At 37.6% G+C, this 16150-nt stretch carries 18 protein-coding genes; 13 read left to right on the forward strand and 5 right to left on the reverse strand.

The genetic code is table 11. From position 1 onward, the window contains the following. Positions 1–16: 16 nt before the first annotated feature. Together tatC and tatA are read right to left on the reverse strand one after the other, a co-directional pair. Positions 17–760: a twin-arginine translocase subunit TatC gene (gene tatC, locus HCJ55_RS10695; protein WP_185518122.1), complete on the reverse strand. Its 744-nt coding sequence runs from the start codon at positions 758–760 to the stop codon at positions 17–19. Continuing rightward, positions 757–936 carry a Sec-independent protein translocase subunit TatA gene (gene tatA, locus HCJ55_RS10700; RefSeq protein WP_003723213.1) on the reverse strand — a complete coding sequence of 60 codons (180 nt, stop codon included), beginning with the start codon at positions 934–936 and terminating at the stop codon, positions 757–759. Before tatA ends, tatC begins: the two co-directional genes overlap by 4 nt. Before the next feature lie 308 nt (positions 937–1244). Between tatA and HCJ55_RS10705 the strand changes: the two genes are divergently transcribed. From HCJ55_RS10705 to HCJ55_RS10730, 6 genes are all read left to right on the forward strand, one after another. Further along, the gene (locus HCJ55_RS10705) at positions 1245–2729 is read left to right on the forward strand and encodes an FTR1 family iron permease (protein ID WP_185518124.1); all 1485 of its coding nucleotides are present in this window, start codon (positions 1245–1247) and stop codon (positions 2727–2729) included. Continuing rightward, positions 2726–3880 carry an iron uptake system protein EfeO gene (gene efeO / locus HCJ55_RS10710; protein WP_185518127.1) on the forward strand — a complete coding sequence of 385 codons (1155 nt, stop codon included), beginning with the start codon at positions 2726–2728 and terminating at the stop codon, positions 3878–3880. The genes HCJ55_RS10705 and efeO overlap by 4 nt, the downstream gene beginning before the upstream one ends. Before the next feature lie 17 nt (positions 3881–3897). Next, on the forward strand, positions 3898–5163 hold the full coding sequence (gene efeB, locus HCJ55_RS10715; RefSeq protein ID WP_185518129.1) for an iron uptake transporter deferrochelatase/peroxidase subunit: 1266 nt from the start codon (positions 3898–3900) through the stop codon (positions 5161–5163). 72 nt (positions 5164–5235) lie between these two features. After that, positions 5236–5745, forward strand: coding sequence for an NUDIX hydrolase (locus HCJ55_RS10720; RefSeq protein WP_185503025.1), 510 nt, complete (start codon positions 5236–5238; stop codon positions 5743–5745). 96 nt (positions 5746–5841) lie between these two features. Beyond that, entirely contained in the window at positions 5842–6561 is a 720-nt protein-coding gene (locus HCJ55_RS10725; protein ID WP_003733006.1) for a YebC/PmpR family DNA-binding transcriptional regulator, read from the forward strand. Positions 6562–6597: 36 nt separating this feature from the next. Continuing rightward, positions 6598–6936 (forward strand): zinc ribbon domain-containing protein YjdM, encoded by a 339-nt coding sequence (locus HCJ55_RS10730; RefSeq protein ID WP_185518131.1) that lies wholly within the window; start codon positions 6598–6600, stop codon positions 6934–6936. A 39-nt stretch (positions 6937–6975) separates the two neighbouring features. On the opposite strand, the gene HCJ55_RS10735 is transcribed toward HCJ55_RS10730, so the two are convergent. Further along, a complete protein-coding gene (locus HCJ55_RS10735) occupies positions 6976–7689 on the reverse strand; it encodes a GntR family transcriptional regulator (RefSeq protein ID WP_003723222.1) in 714 nt (237 codons plus the stop codon). Positions 7690–7845: 156 nt separating this feature from the next. On the opposite strand from HCJ55_RS10735, the gene HCJ55_RS10740 reads away from it, so the two are divergent. The 4 genes from HCJ55_RS10740 to HCJ55_RS10755 all read left to right on the forward strand — a co-directional run bounded on the left by HCJ55_RS10740 (position 7846) and on the right by HCJ55_RS10755 (position 11218). Next, positions 7846–9288 (forward strand): glycoside hydrolase family 1 protein, encoded by a 1443-nt coding sequence (locus tag HCJ55_RS10740; RefSeq protein WP_185518133.1) that lies wholly within the window; start codon positions 7846–7848, stop codon positions 9286–9288. After that, positions 9281–10615 (forward strand): PTS sugar transporter subunit IIC, encoded by a 1335-nt coding sequence (locus HCJ55_RS10745; RefSeq protein WP_149116887.1) that lies wholly within the window; start codon positions 9281–9283, stop codon positions 10613–10615. The genes HCJ55_RS10740 and HCJ55_RS10745 overlap by 8 nt, the downstream gene beginning before the upstream one ends. Before the next feature lie 17 nt (positions 10616–10632). Continuing rightward, positions 10633–10935: a PTS sugar transporter subunit IIB gene (locus HCJ55_RS10750; protein WP_003723086.1), complete on the forward strand. Its 303-nt coding sequence runs from the start codon at positions 10633–10635 to the stop codon at positions 10933–10935. An 88-nt stretch (positions 10936–11023) separates the two neighbouring features. Next, entirely contained in the window at positions 11024–11218 is a 195-nt protein-coding gene (locus HCJ55_RS10755) for a hypothetical protein (protein WP_003723087.1), read from the forward strand. A 38-nt stretch (positions 11219–11256) separates the two neighbouring features. On the opposite strand, the gene HCJ55_RS10760 is transcribed toward HCJ55_RS10755, so the two are convergent. Next, the gene (locus HCJ55_RS10760; RefSeq protein ID WP_031665275.1) at positions 11257–12177 is read right to left on the reverse strand and encodes a helix-turn-helix transcriptional regulator; all 921 of its coding nucleotides are present in this window, start codon (positions 12175–12177) and stop codon (positions 11257–11259) included. A 101-nt stretch (positions 12178–12278) separates the two neighbouring features. On the opposite strand from HCJ55_RS10760, the gene HCJ55_RS10765 reads away from it, so the two are divergent. The 3 genes from HCJ55_RS10765 (at position 12279) to HCJ55_RS10775 (ending at position 14965) form a co-directional block, all read left to right on the forward strand. Then, entirely contained in the window at positions 12279–12698 is a 420-nt protein-coding gene (locus HCJ55_RS10765; RefSeq protein WP_185518136.1) for an effector binding domain-containing protein, read from the forward strand. 312 nt (positions 12699–13010) lie between these two features. Next, on the forward strand, positions 13011–13610 hold the full coding sequence (locus HCJ55_RS10770) for an SLATT domain-containing protein (RefSeq protein ID WP_185518138.1): 600 nt from the start codon (positions 13011–13013) through the stop codon (positions 13608–13610). After that, the gene (locus HCJ55_RS10775) at positions 13607–14965 is read left to right on the forward strand and encodes a reverse transcriptase/maturase family protein (RefSeq protein ID WP_185518140.1); all 1359 of its coding nucleotides are present in this window, start codon (positions 13607–13609) and stop codon (positions 14963–14965) included. The genes HCJ55_RS10770 and HCJ55_RS10775 overlap by 4 nt, the downstream gene beginning before the upstream one ends. A 302-nt stretch (positions 14966–15267) precedes the next feature. Here the strand turns inward: HCJ55_RS10775 and HCJ55_RS10780 are convergent, their stop codons facing one another. Then, entirely contained in the window at positions 15268–16029 is a 762-nt protein-coding gene (locus HCJ55_RS10780) for a DeoR/GlpR family DNA-binding transcription regulator (protein ID WP_185518142.1), read from the reverse strand. Between the last annotated feature and the right edge of the window lie 121 nt (positions 16030–16150).

Genomic DNA, 16150 nt, shown 5'->3' on the forward strand with positions numbered 1-16150 from the left:
AAGATGCCCTGAAATCTCAAGGCATCTTTTTCGCGTTCATTTCCTTATTCACTCGCCGAACCGTAAGCCCGGACACGACAATACTAATCTCATACAGCCCAATCAGCGGAACGGTAATCATCAAATGCGATAAAATTTCTGGCGGGGCGATGAATGCGGCGATAATCAATAGGCAAAAATAAGCATATTTTCGCGAGCGGCGCATGCCGTTTGGTGTTATCAGCGACAATCTCGTTAGTAGCATAATCACCATTGGAAGCTCAAATAACACACCAAACGAAAGTACGATTTGTAGCAAAAATTGAAAATAAGTCGCGAGGCCAATCGTCGTTTCAACGCCAAGTTCGGCTGCAAATTGGAACATGAATTTTAAAATAAATGGAAAAGTAATTAAATAAGAAAAAACAACACCGAACAAAAAAAGCAAAAAAGTAATCGGAATATAGCGTAAAGTAATTCGTTGTTCGGCTGCATGTAGCCCCGGTTTCACGAAGGCCCATAATTGATATAAAATAACTGGAAATACTAAGACGAGTCCGATAACAAACGCCATTTCGATATAAATTTGAAAAGCATCCGTCACTTTAAAAACGTGCAAAATCACTTCTTTTGGGAGGTCATCTTTTTGGAGAAATAAAATTAACGGCTTGGAAACGAAAAGCCCCACAAAGAAAGCGAGAAAAAAGGATAGCAGGATGATTAATAATCTGGTTCGTAGTTCTTTCAGGTGTCCAGTGAGGCTCATGGAAACTTCGGTCACGGGCGTGGATCTTCTTTTTTGGTTTCTTCTTTGGAGTCATCCATCATGCCTTTGGTCGCATTTTTGAATTCGCGAAGTGTGTCACCGGCAGCTCTACCAAGTTCTGGCAGTTTTTTAGGTCCAAAAATCACAAGGGCAGCTCCGACAATTAAAGCGATACTTCCTGGTCCGATCATTTCGATTTCCCCCATTCTTTTATTGAAAATGATAATCATTATCAATCAATTCTAAATCGAAAGTTAGCAGATGTCAATCTGTTTTTCTGGTCGTACTTTTAACGGTTACTTTATTGGACAAAATGCGACTAAATGAGCTTGTTTCATTACAGAACCATTTACTGAAATTATAGTTTTAAAAGAAGCTTCGATAAGAATATTGAAGGTTTTTGTTTACTTTCAACCGTGAAAAAATTTATTGACTTTTGCGAACACAAAGAATATGATAATGATAATCATTATCAATTAAAAAGGAGGACGATTTGAATATGGCTCAGAAGCTTTTAGGGCGATTTGCATTACTATTAGGCATTTTTGCGGTAGTTTTGACTATTGGTTTTAGTGATGTAACTGCTGCCGAAAAGCCAAATATTGATAAACCTGTAAAAGCGCTGCAGCAAACAGAAACGGCGGTGGAAGCTGCTGATTATGATAAAGCGAAGGACTTGTTTCAAGAAGATAAATTATGGTGGTCGCAAAATAAGCAGACTGTCAAAGAAAAATCGTACGACTTGGCTGGACAGATTGACCGGCAAATTGCGGAAATATCACTTGGAATTTTAAATAATGATAAACAGCAAACGATGGATGGGATTACTGCGCTGAATAATTTGCTCAAGACCTATCAAGAGGGTACATATACGGATAATGAAGGAAATACCAATATTACTTTATCAAGCTACATTGCTAAACTGACTGCGACGAAAAAGCTGATAGATGAGAAAGATTGGGCAAAAGCGGCGACACAAATTCAAGATTTAAAAACAGAGTGGCTCGCGGTGGAAGGTGATGTGGTTAGCCAATCGCAAGCGGCTTACGACAATACTGAGCGTGATTTAATGCTGCTTGATGCTTATATTAATGATCCTGCGAAACAAGCTAAAACAGCGGATGTTCTGGACGGGATGACGGAGGAGCTAAAACCTTTTGCGGATGTGACTTACACGTGGTTCGATGCTGCGTTAATCCCGTTTCGCGAAGGGCTTGAGGCACTTTTGATTATCGCGACGCTCCTTACTTATACAAAAAGAACGAATACACGCGCGGCGAAAAGATGGATTATCGGCGGAACGGCAGCTGGTTTAGTAGTTAGTTTAGCGCTCGGCATGGTCGTGGCGTTTTGGCTATCGGCGCTTGCTTTTGGAGATAATAACAATTTGATTAACGGTTGGGCTGGGCTGATTGCAAGTATTATGATGCTTTATGTTAGCTACTGGTTGCACCGAAATTCGGATATTACTCGTTGGAATAATTACATGGAAGGTAAGAGTAACCAAGCTCTTTCGAATGGAAAAATGATTTCTTTTGCCTTTTTAGCGTTTTTAGCGATTTTGAGGGAAGGTTTAGAAACGGTTGTCTTCTTAATTGGTATGGTTGGGCGGATGTCGAATTTTGAATTGTTGATGGGGATTTTGGCTGGGCTTGGCGTATTGCTAATCATCGCTTTTGTGATGTTGCGATACAGCGTACACATTCCTGTGAAGCCATTCTTTATGATTTCGAGCGCGATTGTGTTTTATATATGCTTTAAATTTATGGGGTCGGGAATTCATAGTTTGCAACTGGCTGGAGTCATTCCAACATCTGTAGAAGATTACTTGCCATCCATTCCGGCGCTAAGCATTTACCCATCATGGTATAGCTTTTTGCCACAAGTATTACTCGTTATTTTTGGATTAATTATTTTAATAAAACAACAAATTAAAAAAAGAGCTGATTCTAAAAAGGAATTAGCGCAAGGGGGCAAATCATGAAAAAATTGATAATTGTTATGTTGACTATTTTTACAGCGGTGTTGGTTGTTGGATGTAGCGGGACAGCGGACAAGGCGGAAACGAAAAAGGAGACAACGAAAGAAAGTAAGCAAGCAAACGCGGTCAAAAAAGAAGTAAAAGAAATGAAAACCAACTTGGATGAAGTGAAAAAAGCCATTGCGGACAAAGACAAGAGTGCACTTCAATCTAGTGCGGCAGATTTACATAAACATTGGTTAGAGTTTGAAAACAACGTCCGCGATTTGTATCCATTACAATATACGGACGTCGAAAAATATGAAACACCGATTTTCTATGAATCAAAAAATGATAACCCAAATTTTGGCACATTAAATGATAACGCGACTGGACTTGACGGGGCGTTAGATACGCTTGAAAAAGCCAAAGAAACCAAAGCGAAAACTTCTGAAGTGCTGGATAAAGCGGTAGATAACTATTCTAAATATGTGACGGAGCAAGTAGATGAATTCGTTGCCCAAACCGAAATTTTCACAAATGCCGTAAAATCTGGTGATATCGAAAAAGCCAAAGCAAGCTATGTTTCCCCGCGCTTGAATTACGAACGGATTGAGCCAATTGCGGAAAGTTTTGGTGATTTAGATCCAAAAATCGATGCTCGGATTAACGATGTGGAAAACGAAGCGGACTGGACTGGTTTCCACGTCATTGAACGCGCGCTTTGGGAAAAGAAATCGCTCGAAGGCATGGATGTTTACGCGGATAAACTTTTAACAGATGCGAAAGCACTTCAAGCCGAAGTGAAAAACTTAAAATTAGAGCCAAAACCAATGGTCGCAGGTGCGATGGAATTACTAAATGAAGCCGCAACGACTAAAATTACTGGGGAAGAAGAAGCATACTCGCACACAGATTTAGACGATTTAAATGCGAATGTCGAAGGTTCGAAAGTAGTTTATCAGGCGATTATTCCGGCGTTAAATGCACAAGATAAAAAGTTAGCTGACCAAATTGATGCAGCTTTCAACAAAATGGAAGACACGTTAGCGAACTACAAAAATGGCGACTCATTCGTACTCTATACAACCTTAACGAAAGACCAAATTCGCGAAATCAGTGACCAATTGAGCCACCTTTCCGAATTAATGGCGCAAACAGGGAAAATTTTCTAAGCATAGGAAGGAAAACGATGACAGATAAGAAGAGCGAAAATCCGACGGAAAAGACAGAAGCCAAGGAAAATAAAGGAATGACTCGGCGCGAAATGCTGAAACTTTCTGCTGTAGCTGGGACCGGGATTGCTGTTGGGGCAACCGGTCTTGGCACGATTTTAAATGTGGTGGATCATGTGGACAAGGCGCTCACTCCGAAAGAAAAGGCGGAGACAGGCGTACCGTTTTATGCGACGAATCAAGCGGGGATTATTACTGCGCAGCAAACCTATTGTTACATCGCCAGCTTTGATATTCAAACGGAATCACGGCAAATTTTGCAAGATTTGTTTGTGAAATGGACAAAATTTGCTGATTTGACGGCGAGTGGTGGGGTTCTGCGAGATGTGGATAATGATATGTTACCGCCGAACGACACTGGGGAAGCGGATGGACTAGGCATTTCTAATTTCACTGTAACACTTGGTTATGGTCCGACTTTTTTTGAAAAAGATGGCAAAGACCGGTTCGGTGTTAAGGCGAAAAAGCCGAAGTATCTGGAAAAAATTCCCCATATGGCGCATGATAGCCTCGATGAAGCCTATTCTGACGGCGATTTATGCATCCAAGTGTGCGCCGATGATCAGCAAGTAGCTTTCCACGGAATTCGTAATTTCATCCGTTTAGCGAGCGGCGTCGCAGTTGTTCGCTGGATTGAAGAAGGTTTTCTCAGCGCACCAAAAAACGAAACACCGCGCAATCTGTTTGGTTTTAAAGACGGAACGGCAAACGTTGACCACGACTCAAACAAAGGCTACAAAGACGTCGTTTGGGCGGAAAATGACGAACCAGAATGGATGCAAAACGGCAGCTACCTTGGCTATCGTAAAATCCAAATGCTCATCGAAATTTGGGACCGCTCATCCTTACTTGACCAAGAAGACACATTTGGTCGAAAAAAAGCATCCGGCGCCCCGTATCACAAAAAACATGAGCACGATAAAGTCGATCCGAGCAAACTGCCAGCTGATTCTCATGTGCGTCTAGCCAAAGACACCAAGCAACAAATGCATCGCCGCGCCTATTCTTACACAAACGGCATTGATAAAAGCACGGGAACGATTGATGCCGGCTTATTATTCATCTGTTTCACCCAAAATCCAGCCAAACAATTTTTGCCAATGCTAAGTATCATGGGGAAAATGGATAAATTAAACGAATACACCGTCCCAATTGGAAGCGCGATGTTTGCTTGCCAAGGCGGACTTGCTCCCGGAGAAATTTTTGGAGAAAAACTACTTTAGTCTAAGGTTCGCGAGCCTTAGACTTTTTTTGTATAATGAAAGCAAGTCAATGATTAGAGGGAGCCGATTTTAGTGGAAGAATGGGATTTGCTAAATGAAAATCGTGAATTAACCGGGAAAACGCATATACGCGGTGAAAAACTAGCGCCTGGAGAACTTCATATGGTCATTCACGTATGTATTTTTAACGAAAAAGGGCAACTTTTAATCCAAAAGCGCCAAAAAGATAAAGAAAGTTGGCCGAATTATTGGGATCTTTCTACGGCTGGTTCTGCGATAAAAGGCGAAACAAGCCGGCAAGCTGCTGAAAGAGAAGTGCAAGAAGAGTTAGGCATTACGATTGATTTAAGTGGAACACGCGCCAAATTCAGTTATCATTTTGAAGAGGGCTTTGATGATTATTGGTTTATTACGAAAGACGTGCAACTAAGCGATTTAACATTACAAAAAGAAGAAGTTGCCGACGCCCGTTTTGTGAGCGAGGAAGAGCTAAACGAATTAAGAAAATCAGGCGAATTCATTCCATACTTCTTTTTAAATCAACTTTTCAGCCTAAAAAATGCCACAACTATTCACTTTTAACGAATATAACTAAATTTCCACTTAACAAATTCGTTTCCTACACTTATAATAGTACAGAGACATGAGAAAAACTCCAATTAGAAAGCGAGTGGTAATATGGGCCGTAAATGGGCAAATATTAAAGAGAAAAAAGCGTCAAAAGATAAAACAAATAGTCGTATCTATGCGAAATTTGGAATTGAAATATATGTAGCGGCTAAATCAGGCGACCCAGATCCACATTCCAACCAAAAATTACGTTTTGTTATTGAACGTGCAAAAACATACAATGTGCCAAAACATATTATTGACCGCGCAATCGAAAAAGCGAAAGGCACTGGCGATGAAACGTATTCAGAACTGCGCTATGAAGGCTTTGGTCCAAATGGTTCGATGATTATTGTAGACGCACTGACAAATAATGTGAATCGTACTGCATCCGATGTTCGCGCAGCTTATAGCAAAAATGGCGGTAACATGGGCGTAAGTGGTTCAGTTGCTTATATGTTTGATAATACAGCTATTTTTGGCGTTGAAGGAAAAGACGCGGACGAGCTATTAGAACTTTTAATGGAAGCGGATATTGACGTTCGTGACATTTTAGACGAAGATGGCCAAGCGATTATTTATGCAGAACCAGAAGATTTCCACAAAGTACAAGAAGGCTTGAAAGCGGCTGGAATTGAAGAATTTACAGTAGCAGAAATCGAAATGATCCCTCAAAACGATATTCAATTATCAGGCGAGGACTTAGAGAAATTCGAAAGACTAATTGATGCTTTAGAAGATCTAGAAGACGTGCAAAAAGTATATCATAACGTCGAATTAGAAGATTAACATCCAACTATTACAACAATCGGAGGAATTGATAAAATGTCAAAATTACCAAATTGCCCAGAATGTAACTCAGAATATGCCTACGAAGATCGCGGCTTATTAATCTGCCCGGAATGCGGACATGAGTGGAGCGCAGTAGCAACAGAAGAAGCTAGCGAAGAAAAAGTATTCAAAGACTCAAACGGCAATGTACTAACAGATGGCGATTCCGTAACAGTCATCAAAGATTTAAAAGTAAAAGGCGCATCCAACCCAATCAAAATGGGAACAAAAGTAAAAAACATCCGCCTAGTTGACGGCGACCATGATATTGATTGTAAAGTTGATGGCTTTGGTCCGATGAAATTGAAATCGGAATTTGTTAAGAAGATATAAAAAAACAGCGATTCTCTACTTCAGAGAGTCGCTGTTTTTTTAATTCTGCACAAAAACCGTTTCAAACACAAACGATTCATACGTATGACGCGTTATCGAATATTCAAATACACGACCATCTTCCAAATGCGCCAATTTCTCAATTTCCATCATAAAAGTAGGTTCTTCTAAATCGAGGAGCTTACTATCTTCTTGATTAGATTTATCTCCGCGCACCCAAACATGCGCACTTTGCATCTTAAGTTTCAAGTCATCCCGAATGTAATTATAAATCGAGTCCTCTAAATGACGCGGCTCTAAACCCGGAATAATCGCCAGTGGCATATAAGTATGTTCGATGGAATAGGCTTTATGGCCAACTTCTCTCATCCGAATAATTCGGTAAATATAATCATCCTGCATCTCTAATTTTTCTGCAACTTCTTTCGATGGTTTTTCAATGGAAAATAAAATGACTTTCGATTTAATGTTGTCTTTTCCAAATGTATTTACGAGTCCAGACATTGGGCCTAGCGCGAATTCTCCACCGTTAGTAGAATGAGATTTCACGAAAGTACCAGCGCCACGTCGTCTAATAACCATACCTTCTTGTACGAGCATATCCAGCGCTTTTTTGACAGTAAGTTTGCTGCAATCATAAACGCGTGCCAGACTATCCCCATCAGGCAATTTCTCGTTAATTTCGTATTTGTTTTGGTTGATTTTATCACGGATATCTATGTATATTTCCATGTATTTAGCCATTCCCGACATTTTATTGGCCCCTTTACTGATGTAATAAGCATAGTATAACATATACTTTTACAAAAAGGTATCCCTATAACTAAAAGTATATATCTTTATATAAAAGTATTGTTTTTTAAATAAATGTATGCTATATTTATTTTGACAAAAGGGAGGCCATAAAAAATGAAAGAATTATTAACGTTTCCAAAAGATTTTTGGTGGGGCTCTGCGTGGTCTGCGGAACAAGCAGAAGGTCGCGGTGACACTGGTAAGGCAAAAACTGTTTGGGAGCATTGGTTCGAAACAGAACCGAATCGCTTTTACGAAGGCGTAGGTTCAGAAATTACAACAGATCATTTTAATCGGTATAAAGAAGACGTACAGTGGATGAAGAAAACAGGACATAATTCGTTCCGGATTTCGATTTCATGGGCGCGAATGTTTCCAAATGATGGTGTTGGCGAAGTGAATCAGAAGGCGATTGCGTTTTATCGCGATTTACTTACTGAAATGAATGAAAACGGTGTCAAACCATTCGCGAACTTATACCATTTCGATATGCCCGTTGCACTTCAAGACGCTGGTGGCTGGGAATCAAAGGAAGTTGTTGATGCCTATGTTCATTTTGCGGATACTTGTTTTAAAGAATTTGGCGATTTAGTTTATAACTGGTTTACATTTAACGAACCACTTGGCCCGATTCTTGGCGGGTATTTAGAAGATTTCCATTATCCGAATCAAATTGACTTCAAACGAGGCGCGCAAGCTGGTTTTAACACGATTTTGGCTCATGCATTAGCAATTAAAGCATTCAAAAAATTAAACTTATCGTCGAAAATTGGCGTTATTTTAAACCTTAGCCCAACGTATCCACGGAGCCAAAACGAATACGATTTAGAAGCAGCCGAAATCTGTGATGCTTTTTATACGAGAAGCTTCTTGGACCCGATGGTTAAAGGGACTTTCCCAGAAAAATTAGTAGACATCATGCGTGAATATAATCAAATGCCGGAATATACGGAAGAAGATTTGACGATTATTAAAGAAAATACGGCACAAATTCTTGGCCTCAATTACTATGAACCAAGACGCGTAAAAGCTCGTTTAACAGCAATTAATGAAAAAAGTCCGTTTTTACCAGATTGGTTTTTTGAACCGCATAATATGCCAGGCAAACGCATGAATATTTATCGCGGTTGGGAAATTTATGAACGTGGTATTTATGATTTATGTATTGATATTCGTGATAATTACGGTAACATCGAATCATTTATTTCTGAAAATGGTATGGGTGTAGCAAATGAAGAACGTTTCTTAAATGAAGAAGGGCAAATTCAAGATGATTACCGTATCCAATTCGTCAAAGATCATTTGGCTTATGTACATCAAGCGATTGCAGAAGGTTGCGATATTAAAGGCTACCACTTATGGACGTTTATTGATTGTTGGTCTTGGATTAATGCATATAAAAACCGTTACGGACTCGTTTCACTTGATGTTGAAACTGGCAAACGCACCATGAAGAAAAGTGGCGAATTTTATAAAAAAATGAGCGACATGAACGGTTTTGAATATGAAACAAGCAAACTAGTTGGGACGAAAAGGGAGGAAACAACTAATGGCTGAAACGAAAAAGAAGTCGATTGTTAATGGATTTATTAATGTAGCACAACGTCTAGGCGGACAAATTCATTTGCGCTCATTGCGTGATGCTTTTGCGAGTATTATGCCGTTCATGATTTTAGCTGGTTTTGTCACGCTGATTAACTATGTTATTTTAGAACCGACTGGCTTTATGGGCAAAATTGTTAACCCAGATACACTTAAAACATGGCAAGAGATTGGTATTTCAATCGGAAATGGTACGCTGAGTGTCATTACGCTTTTAGTCACTGTGGCGATTTCGTATCATTTATGTTTGAATCGTGGCTATAAAAACGTTATTGCTCCGATTCTTGTCGCTTTATCTTCTTTTATTGTTGTAACACCGATTGCGATGACGTTCCTTCCAGAAGGCGCATCAAAATCAATCGAAGTACCGAATGTTATCCCAGTTAGTTATACTGGTGCGTCAGGCATGTTCGTCGGTATTATCGTTGGTTTAATTGCAACCGATTTATTCATTAAATTATCGAAAAACAAACGCATGCAAATCAATTTAACAGGAAATATTCCACCGGCAGTTATTAAATCATTTAACGTATTAATTCCGATTATGATTACGGTTATTATTTTCTCCGTTATGTCATTTGCCGTTAATCAAATTTTCAACATGGACTTTAATACACTTGTGACAACGATTATCACGAAGCCGCTTAGCTATGTGACGACAAGTCTTCCAGGGTTCTTGCTGATTACTTCTATCGCTAACTTATTCTTCGGTTTGGGTATTCACCAAGCAGTTATTTCTGGTCCGTTACTAGATCCATTTTTACTTCAAAATATGCAAGAAAATATGGTTGCTTACGCGAATCATCAAGAAATTCCGCATATTATTAACATGGCTTTCAAAGACACATTTGCGGTTATGGGTGGCTCCGGAAACACGATTGGCTTATTAATTGCCATTTTCATCTTTGGGAAACGAAAAGATTACAAAGATATCTCGAAACTATCTGCGGCACCATCACTATTTAACATTAGCGAGCCAATTATCTTTGGTCTACCGATTGTGTTCAACCCGTTACTTATTATCCCGTTCGTATTAGCGCCGATTTTCTCCTTAACAACAGCGTATTATGCGACAGCAGCAGGTTGGATTAATCATGTAGTTGTACAAACACCGTGGACAACACCGCCGATTATTTCAGGTTTCTTAGCAACTGGTGGAGACTGGCGCGCGTCCGTTTTACAAGTAATTATCATTGTTGTGACTGTCTTTATCTATCTGCCATTCCTACGTATGGATGAAAAAGTTGCTTTTGCTACAGCTCAAAAATCAGACGCAAAATAAGGAAGGATGTTTAACCAATGAAAAATATTTTATTAGTATGTAACGCGGGTATGTCCACAAGTTTCTTAGTAGAAAAAATGAAAGCAGCAGGCGCGGAACAAGGTGTTGAAGCAAATATCTGGGCTGTATCTGACGCTGAATTACACGAAAACTGGGAAAAAGCAGATGTCATTTTGCTTGGACCACAAGTTGGTTATTTAAAAGGAAATACAGAAAAAGTAGTTGGCGGAAAAATTCCTGTCGAAGTAATTAATATGCTAGATTACGGCCGTGTAAACGGAGCGGCAGTGCTTGAAAGAGCAATCGAATTAATCGGTTAAAATAAACTAGCGGAGTGTGGCTTATAGTCGCACTCCTTTTTTATCGGCCAAGAAAGTGTTATAATGTGTGAAAAGGAGCGGAATTATTATGAAATATGTAAAATCACAAATGAAAGAGCTTGTAAAAGATAGCGTAGACTTGCAAGAACGCCTTCAAAAGCTAATGAAAGAAATGGATTTAGAAAAAACTTTCGCTTTAAAAGCACTTTATCATTCAGAAGTAGCTGACGGTGGCGCATACCAAACAGCGTATCAAGATTTGGATTATAAATATAAAGATTAACATCAAATGGCTCTGCTAAACAATTAGCAGAGCCATTTTTAGATATATTTTCCTTGGATTTCCTTTAAGTAGTCAACAAAATTATCGTAAAAGTCATCACGGTTTTGAATGGTTACATGCGTTCCAAGTTGGAGCAAAAAGCGGTACCCAGCCTCATGATCAGGAAGCGTCACTTTTGCCAGAAAATGCGTGTCATCTTGCTGCGAAATTTCGACTAGATCAAAGCGTTCGATGATTTGCTCGCGGGCAATTTTGTCGACAATCAAACTAACTTCATGCATCAAAAACATCGGTCTGTCGGGCGGTGCGCCAAATGGTTTTACAGTAAAAGGACGTACTTCAAAAGTTTCTTCTAGCGTTTTCAGTTCGACAATCCGCGACATTTTAAACGTCCGAAAATCGCTGCGCTCCAAGCTGTAACCCTGCAAATACCAAGAACGATTCCTAAACAGGAGGTGATAAGGCTCAGTTTTACGAACGGTTTGGTTGCCCGTTCGATCAATATAGCTGAGTTCCACGAGTTGATGTTTTTTAATCGCTAAATACAAACTTTCGACTTTAGCATTTAATTCGTTTTTCATGGATAAATTGGAGAAATCGAGCGAAATGGAACTTTTAGGCGGTTCGCTGGAATGGTCGAGCATATTTTTCATTTTTTGCAGCGTTTTCTTAGTTTCGGCGGAAGAAAGTAACTGCTCCATCCCGTCCAAACTTGCGATAATCGCTGTTAAATCATCTGCTGTCAGAAGCTTTTTATCGACTTTGTAGGTAGGCATAATACCGATGCCACCCTTCGTTCCGGCAATTGTGTAAATCGGGATATTCGCCATTGCGAGTGTGTCAATGTCGCGGAAAATAGTACGTTTGGAAACCTCAAACATTGTAGCCATTTCAGAAGCACTGACCAGCTCGCGTTGGAGGAGCAGCATAATAATTCCGATGAGTCGCTCGATTTTCATTTTTTTCTCCTTTGTTTTGGAATGATGACAGACAGTTGTCATCATTCGCGTGTTATAGTTACATCATATCAAAGTTAAGTAACTTTTTGGAGGGAAATATTATGGCATTTGAAATCGTTGAATTAAAAAAAGAAACATTTACAGGAAACAAAGTAGAAATCCCTGAATTTGATCCACAAAAAGGCTTTGGCCCAATGAGCGAAATTAAAGAAGCAGCCTACACAAAATTTGCAAAAAACGAAAAAGACTACGTTGGCATTAACGCAAGTCTTGATGGCTTACAATATTACATCGTAGCAAGTACAAACGGCGAAAACGGCGACACTACTTTCGACATTCCAGAAGGCAAATACGCAAAATTCGGAACAAGTGAAACAGACCGCCCAGCTCTAGACGGCTTCATCGGCGCAGCATACGGCGAAGTGAGCCAAAGTGATACAGTTGGCATTGCGGGATCGTTTAATTTGGAGGATCTTAGAGAAGCTGATTTTACGCTTTATATTCCGGTTGTTAGTAAGTAAATTGAGGAGATCTCTTTCGGTGGAGAGGGGTCTTTTTTTATATGAGTGATCAGAATTATGGATTTCTTAAGGGAGAAATTAATATTGATTGTGTTTTAGAGCACAATATGGGAATATAGTTTTGTGGGGAGGTATATATTAAATTAATAATATATAGACTTAATGTACTTGTTGCATTAGGTGAGCTGATACCTTAGTATAAGTAGTTTAAAACTATAATTATACTTATTAGGCTATATTTTTTTATAGCAATACTGTTACTGATTAAACAAACCATGTTTGTTCCTCCCCACATAATAAGGAGGATGGGAAATGGCGTACGTTAGGTTATTAGAAGAAATAGAAAAGTATAGAAATGAACGGGTTTATAAAACTAGAAAAGCAAGAATTAATGCAGAAGATAGATATCTGCAATATAATGATTATTCGCACATTGTATTGAATATCTCATCAATATCTATGATAGCCTTATCTGTATTAACTCTAGCTGTTCCAAATAAAAATTTCGATGTATTAAATTTAATAATTTCAATTTATTTACTTGGGGTAACTTTAATTGTTACGGGATTTAATTTTAAAGGTAAAGCTGATGAGCATAAAATAAGCTATATTGAAATAACGAAAGTGGAAGCAAAACTAGACAGATTATATAGCACTTTGAGAGATGAAAAGTTACCATTAAGAAGTAATGCGTATGCAATGTATATAGAGATAAAAAATGAATATATTGATATTCTTGAAAAAACACTAAATCACAAAAATATTGATTACGAGAAAGCGATGAATAGTAGTAACGTTAAAGTAGTTTTGCGTGAATGGGCACGAAAAATTATTTTTCTTAGCCTTTGTATCTTCCCTGTTCTAATAGTATTTCTTAAAATCGTATTTTTTGATAGTGGAGCGGGGCAATGAAAAGAAAATTATTAAAAAGTCAGTTAAGAAAAAAGAACATGAAAGATTTATCTAGTAAAGTTATAAAAATTTATAGTGCAACTGGATTAGATAATGTGAACTATAGAACATATTCGAAAAGAGAAGAGATGTTCATTGAAGAAATTCGAGAAGGGATATTGAAAAATAATTATAAATATACTCGCTATAAAGAAAAATTGATTTTGAAAAACAGATATTCCTACCCTAGATGTATATCAATTCCAACATTAAAAGATAAGTTAACGCTTAAAGTTATTTTAGAAACATTAAAAGAATACTTTCCACAAGAGGCTAGGCCTCCTTTACCACAAGAATGTATAAAAACGATTAGAATGGAATTGGAAAAAGAAATATATACACATTTTATTAAGTTAGATTTGAGTGATTTTTATGGGAATATCACTCAAAAAATTCTCATTGATAAAATTAAAGTGATAATTAAAGATAAATTACTGCTAAATCTAATAATTAATGCTATAAAGAATCCTACTTATCCTAAAGTTGAATGTGAAGAAAAAGGAATACCACAAGGTTTGTCTATATCTAATATTTTAGCTCATATTTACATGAACGAATTTGATTCAATAAAAGGAGATTTTTTTCTAATTAGGTATGTTGATGACATTTTGATTTTATGTAATGAAGGGAATCACGATAGGATATATCAGGAAATTACAGGTTTTTTAACTAGTAATTTAAAACTAATACTTAATGATAAAAAAGAAGAAAAAGGTTTATTGGTAGAAGAGTCATTTAATTATTTAGGATATAAACTGGGATTAAATAAAATGGGTACTTCGATGATTTCGGTGAAAAAATCTAATATGGAGAAACAAGAAAAAAGAATAATTAATCTCATAACTAAATATAAATACCAGCAAACAAAGATAGGAAGCTCATATTCTACAAAAGCATTTATTTTTGAGTTAAATTTAATCATTACGGGAGCTGTCTCAAAAAATATGGATGAGCAATCTGATAGCTATAAGCGTTATGGATGGGTATTTTTTTATTCTCAAATCAATTGTTTGGACAGGTTATATCATTTAGATAGATTTATAGATGACCAAATAAAGAACCTTAAGCTTCCTAAAAAGGAAGAAAAAAAGATTAAAAAATTTTCAAAAACATATAGAGAAATTAAGTTTAACTTAATAAAGAGTAAATACATTTTTAAACCAGATGAAATGTCTATTAATGAAAAACAAAGAATTCTACATTATTATGGAATTGAAAAATTTAATTCTGAAAAAGATATTGAATATTTGTTTAGAAAAATAGTTTATAAAAAAATGAAAGAAAATGAAATTGATTTGATTGCGGGGATTTCCTAACACTTAGTTGTTGTCAAAGTTAATTAATTGATGTATACAAGTATGCAAAAATATTGTATTTTCAATTTCATCGTTATTAATAGCTACGTAGAATCTTATAAAAAATGAAGTTTTTGGACATATATGGTTTTGTAATTTAAAGATAAGAAAGTCGAATCAAAGTAAGATTTTCCTTTGATAATGCTCATAAAGATGCTCAGTTTAGAAATATTGAAATTCTAGCAGATTAATTATTTGGTATTTTAAAATCAGATAGATTTAAAAAGCCCCTTTTCTGATGAAAGGGGGCTTTTTTCTTTTAACTAAACCAACCTCACCAAAACCCCAACATCCTCACAATACCCCAAACACCCACCGGCCATGTCCTTCGACGTAACCAACCAATCAAATTCCGCCAACTCCCCGTATGTAAGCAAAGCCGACTTACCCACCTTCGTATGATCCACCAGCAAAAATTTCTCCGTCGCTTTTTCCATCATATGGCGCTTAATCTCATACTCCAAAATATCCGAATTCATCACCCCATGCGTAGTCGACAGCGCGGTTGCGGCCATGAAAGCTTTCGTAATATTGTATTTCTCGAAAAATCCCCAATTCTCCACGCCAACAAAAGATTTAGTACTCGGTTTAAAAGTCGAGCCAATAACAATCAATTTTACATTATCCATTTCGCTCGCAAAATTGATCACATCTAGGCTGTTCGTAATAATAGTAATCTCCTTATCCGTTGGCAGAGCCGCGGCGAGACAGCTGGTTGTTGTGCCGGAATCAATAAAAATCAAATCATTTTCTTCAATAAAATCAGCCGCCGCTTTTCCGATAAGCTGTTTTTCTGTGTGATTTTCCGTATCACGATTTTCAAATGGGCGGATTTCTTCGGGATTATTATAAACAGAAACGACGCCACCATAGACTTTTTGGATGGTGTTTTTTTGGAGCAGTTTGGCAATATCGCGGCGAACGGTGTTTTTGGAAACGTTGAATTGTTCGCATAAATCATCGAGGCTCACACTGCCTTTTTCGTGAATTAAATTCTCTATCGCTTGAATGCGTTGTACTTTCATTTTAAATTCATCCTTTGGCAAAATTATTTCAATTACACTATTTATAACACATGCTCAAAAGGTTATCAACTGTGATTTTTTATGGTGAAGTTAGTGACAAAAATTAAATTGACTCTTCAAT

Source organism: Listeria marthii (genome assembly GCF_014227425.1).
GTDB lineage: Bacteria > Bacillota > Bacilli > Lactobacillales > Listeriaceae > Listeria > Listeria marthii.

What these genes read in the sequence shown, in the direction of transcription:
- efeB (WP_185518129.1), top strand. Translation starts at nt 3,898, where the DNA reads ATGACAGATAAGAAGAGCGAAAATCCGACGGAAAAGACAGAAGCCAAG.
- tatA (WP_003723213.1), bottom strand. Translation starts at nt 936, where the DNA reads ATGATCGGACCAGGAAGTATCGCTTTAATTGTCGGAGCTGCCCTTGTG.
- HCJ55_RS10735 (WP_003723222.1), bottom strand. Translation starts at nt 7,689, where the DNA reads ATGTCGGGAATGGCTAAATACATGGAAATATACATAGATATCCGTGAT.
- HCJ55_RS10765 (WP_185518136.1), top strand. Translation starts at nt 12,279, where the DNA reads ATGGCATTTGAAATCGTTGAATTAAAAAAAGAAACATTTACAGGAAAC.
- HCJ55_RS10750 (WP_003723086.1), top strand. Translation starts at nt 10,633, where the DNA reads ATGAAAAATATTTTATTAGTATGTAACGCGGGTATGTCCACAAGTTTC.
- HCJ55_RS10730 (WP_185518131.1), top strand. Translation starts at nt 6,598, where the DNA reads ATGTCAAAATTACCAAATTGCCCAGAATGTAACTCAGAATATGCCTAC.
- HCJ55_RS10705 (WP_185518124.1), top strand. Translation starts at nt 1,245, where the DNA reads ATGGCTCAGAAGCTTTTAGGGCGATTTGCATTACTATTAGGCATTTTT.
- efeO (WP_185518127.1), top strand. Translation starts at nt 2,726, where the DNA reads ATGAAAAAATTGATAATTGTTATGTTGACTATTTTTACAGCGGTGTTG.
- HCJ55_RS10775 (WP_185518140.1), top strand. Translation starts at nt 13,607, where the DNA reads ATGAAAAGAAAATTATTAAAAAGTCAGTTAAGAAAAAAGAACATGAAA.
- HCJ55_RS10780 (WP_185518142.1), bottom strand. Translation starts at nt 16,029, where the DNA reads ATGAAAGTACAACGCATTCAAGCGATAGAGAATTTAATTCACGAAAAA.
- HCJ55_RS10725 (WP_003733006.1), top strand. Translation starts at nt 5,842, where the DNA reads ATGGGCCGTAAATGGGCAAATATTAAAGAGAAAAAAGCGTCAAAAGAT.
- HCJ55_RS10740 (WP_185518133.1), top strand. Translation starts at nt 7,846, where the DNA reads ATGAAAGAATTATTAACGTTTCCAAAAGATTTTTGGTGGGGCTCTGCG.
- HCJ55_RS10745 (WP_149116887.1), top strand. Translation starts at nt 9,281, where the DNA reads ATGGCTGAAACGAAAAAGAAGTCGATTGTTAATGGATTTATTAATGTA.
- HCJ55_RS10760 (WP_031665275.1), bottom strand. Translation starts at nt 12,177, where the DNA reads ATGAAAATCGAGCGACTCATCGGAATTATTATGCTGCTCCTCCAACGC.
- HCJ55_RS10770 (WP_185518138.1), top strand. Translation starts at nt 13,011, where the DNA reads ATGGCGTACGTTAGGTTATTAGAAGAAATAGAAAAGTATAGAAATGAA.
- HCJ55_RS10755 (WP_003723087.1), top strand. Translation starts at nt 11,024, where the DNA reads ATGAAATATGTAAAATCACAAATGAAAGAGCTTGTAAAAGATAGCGTA.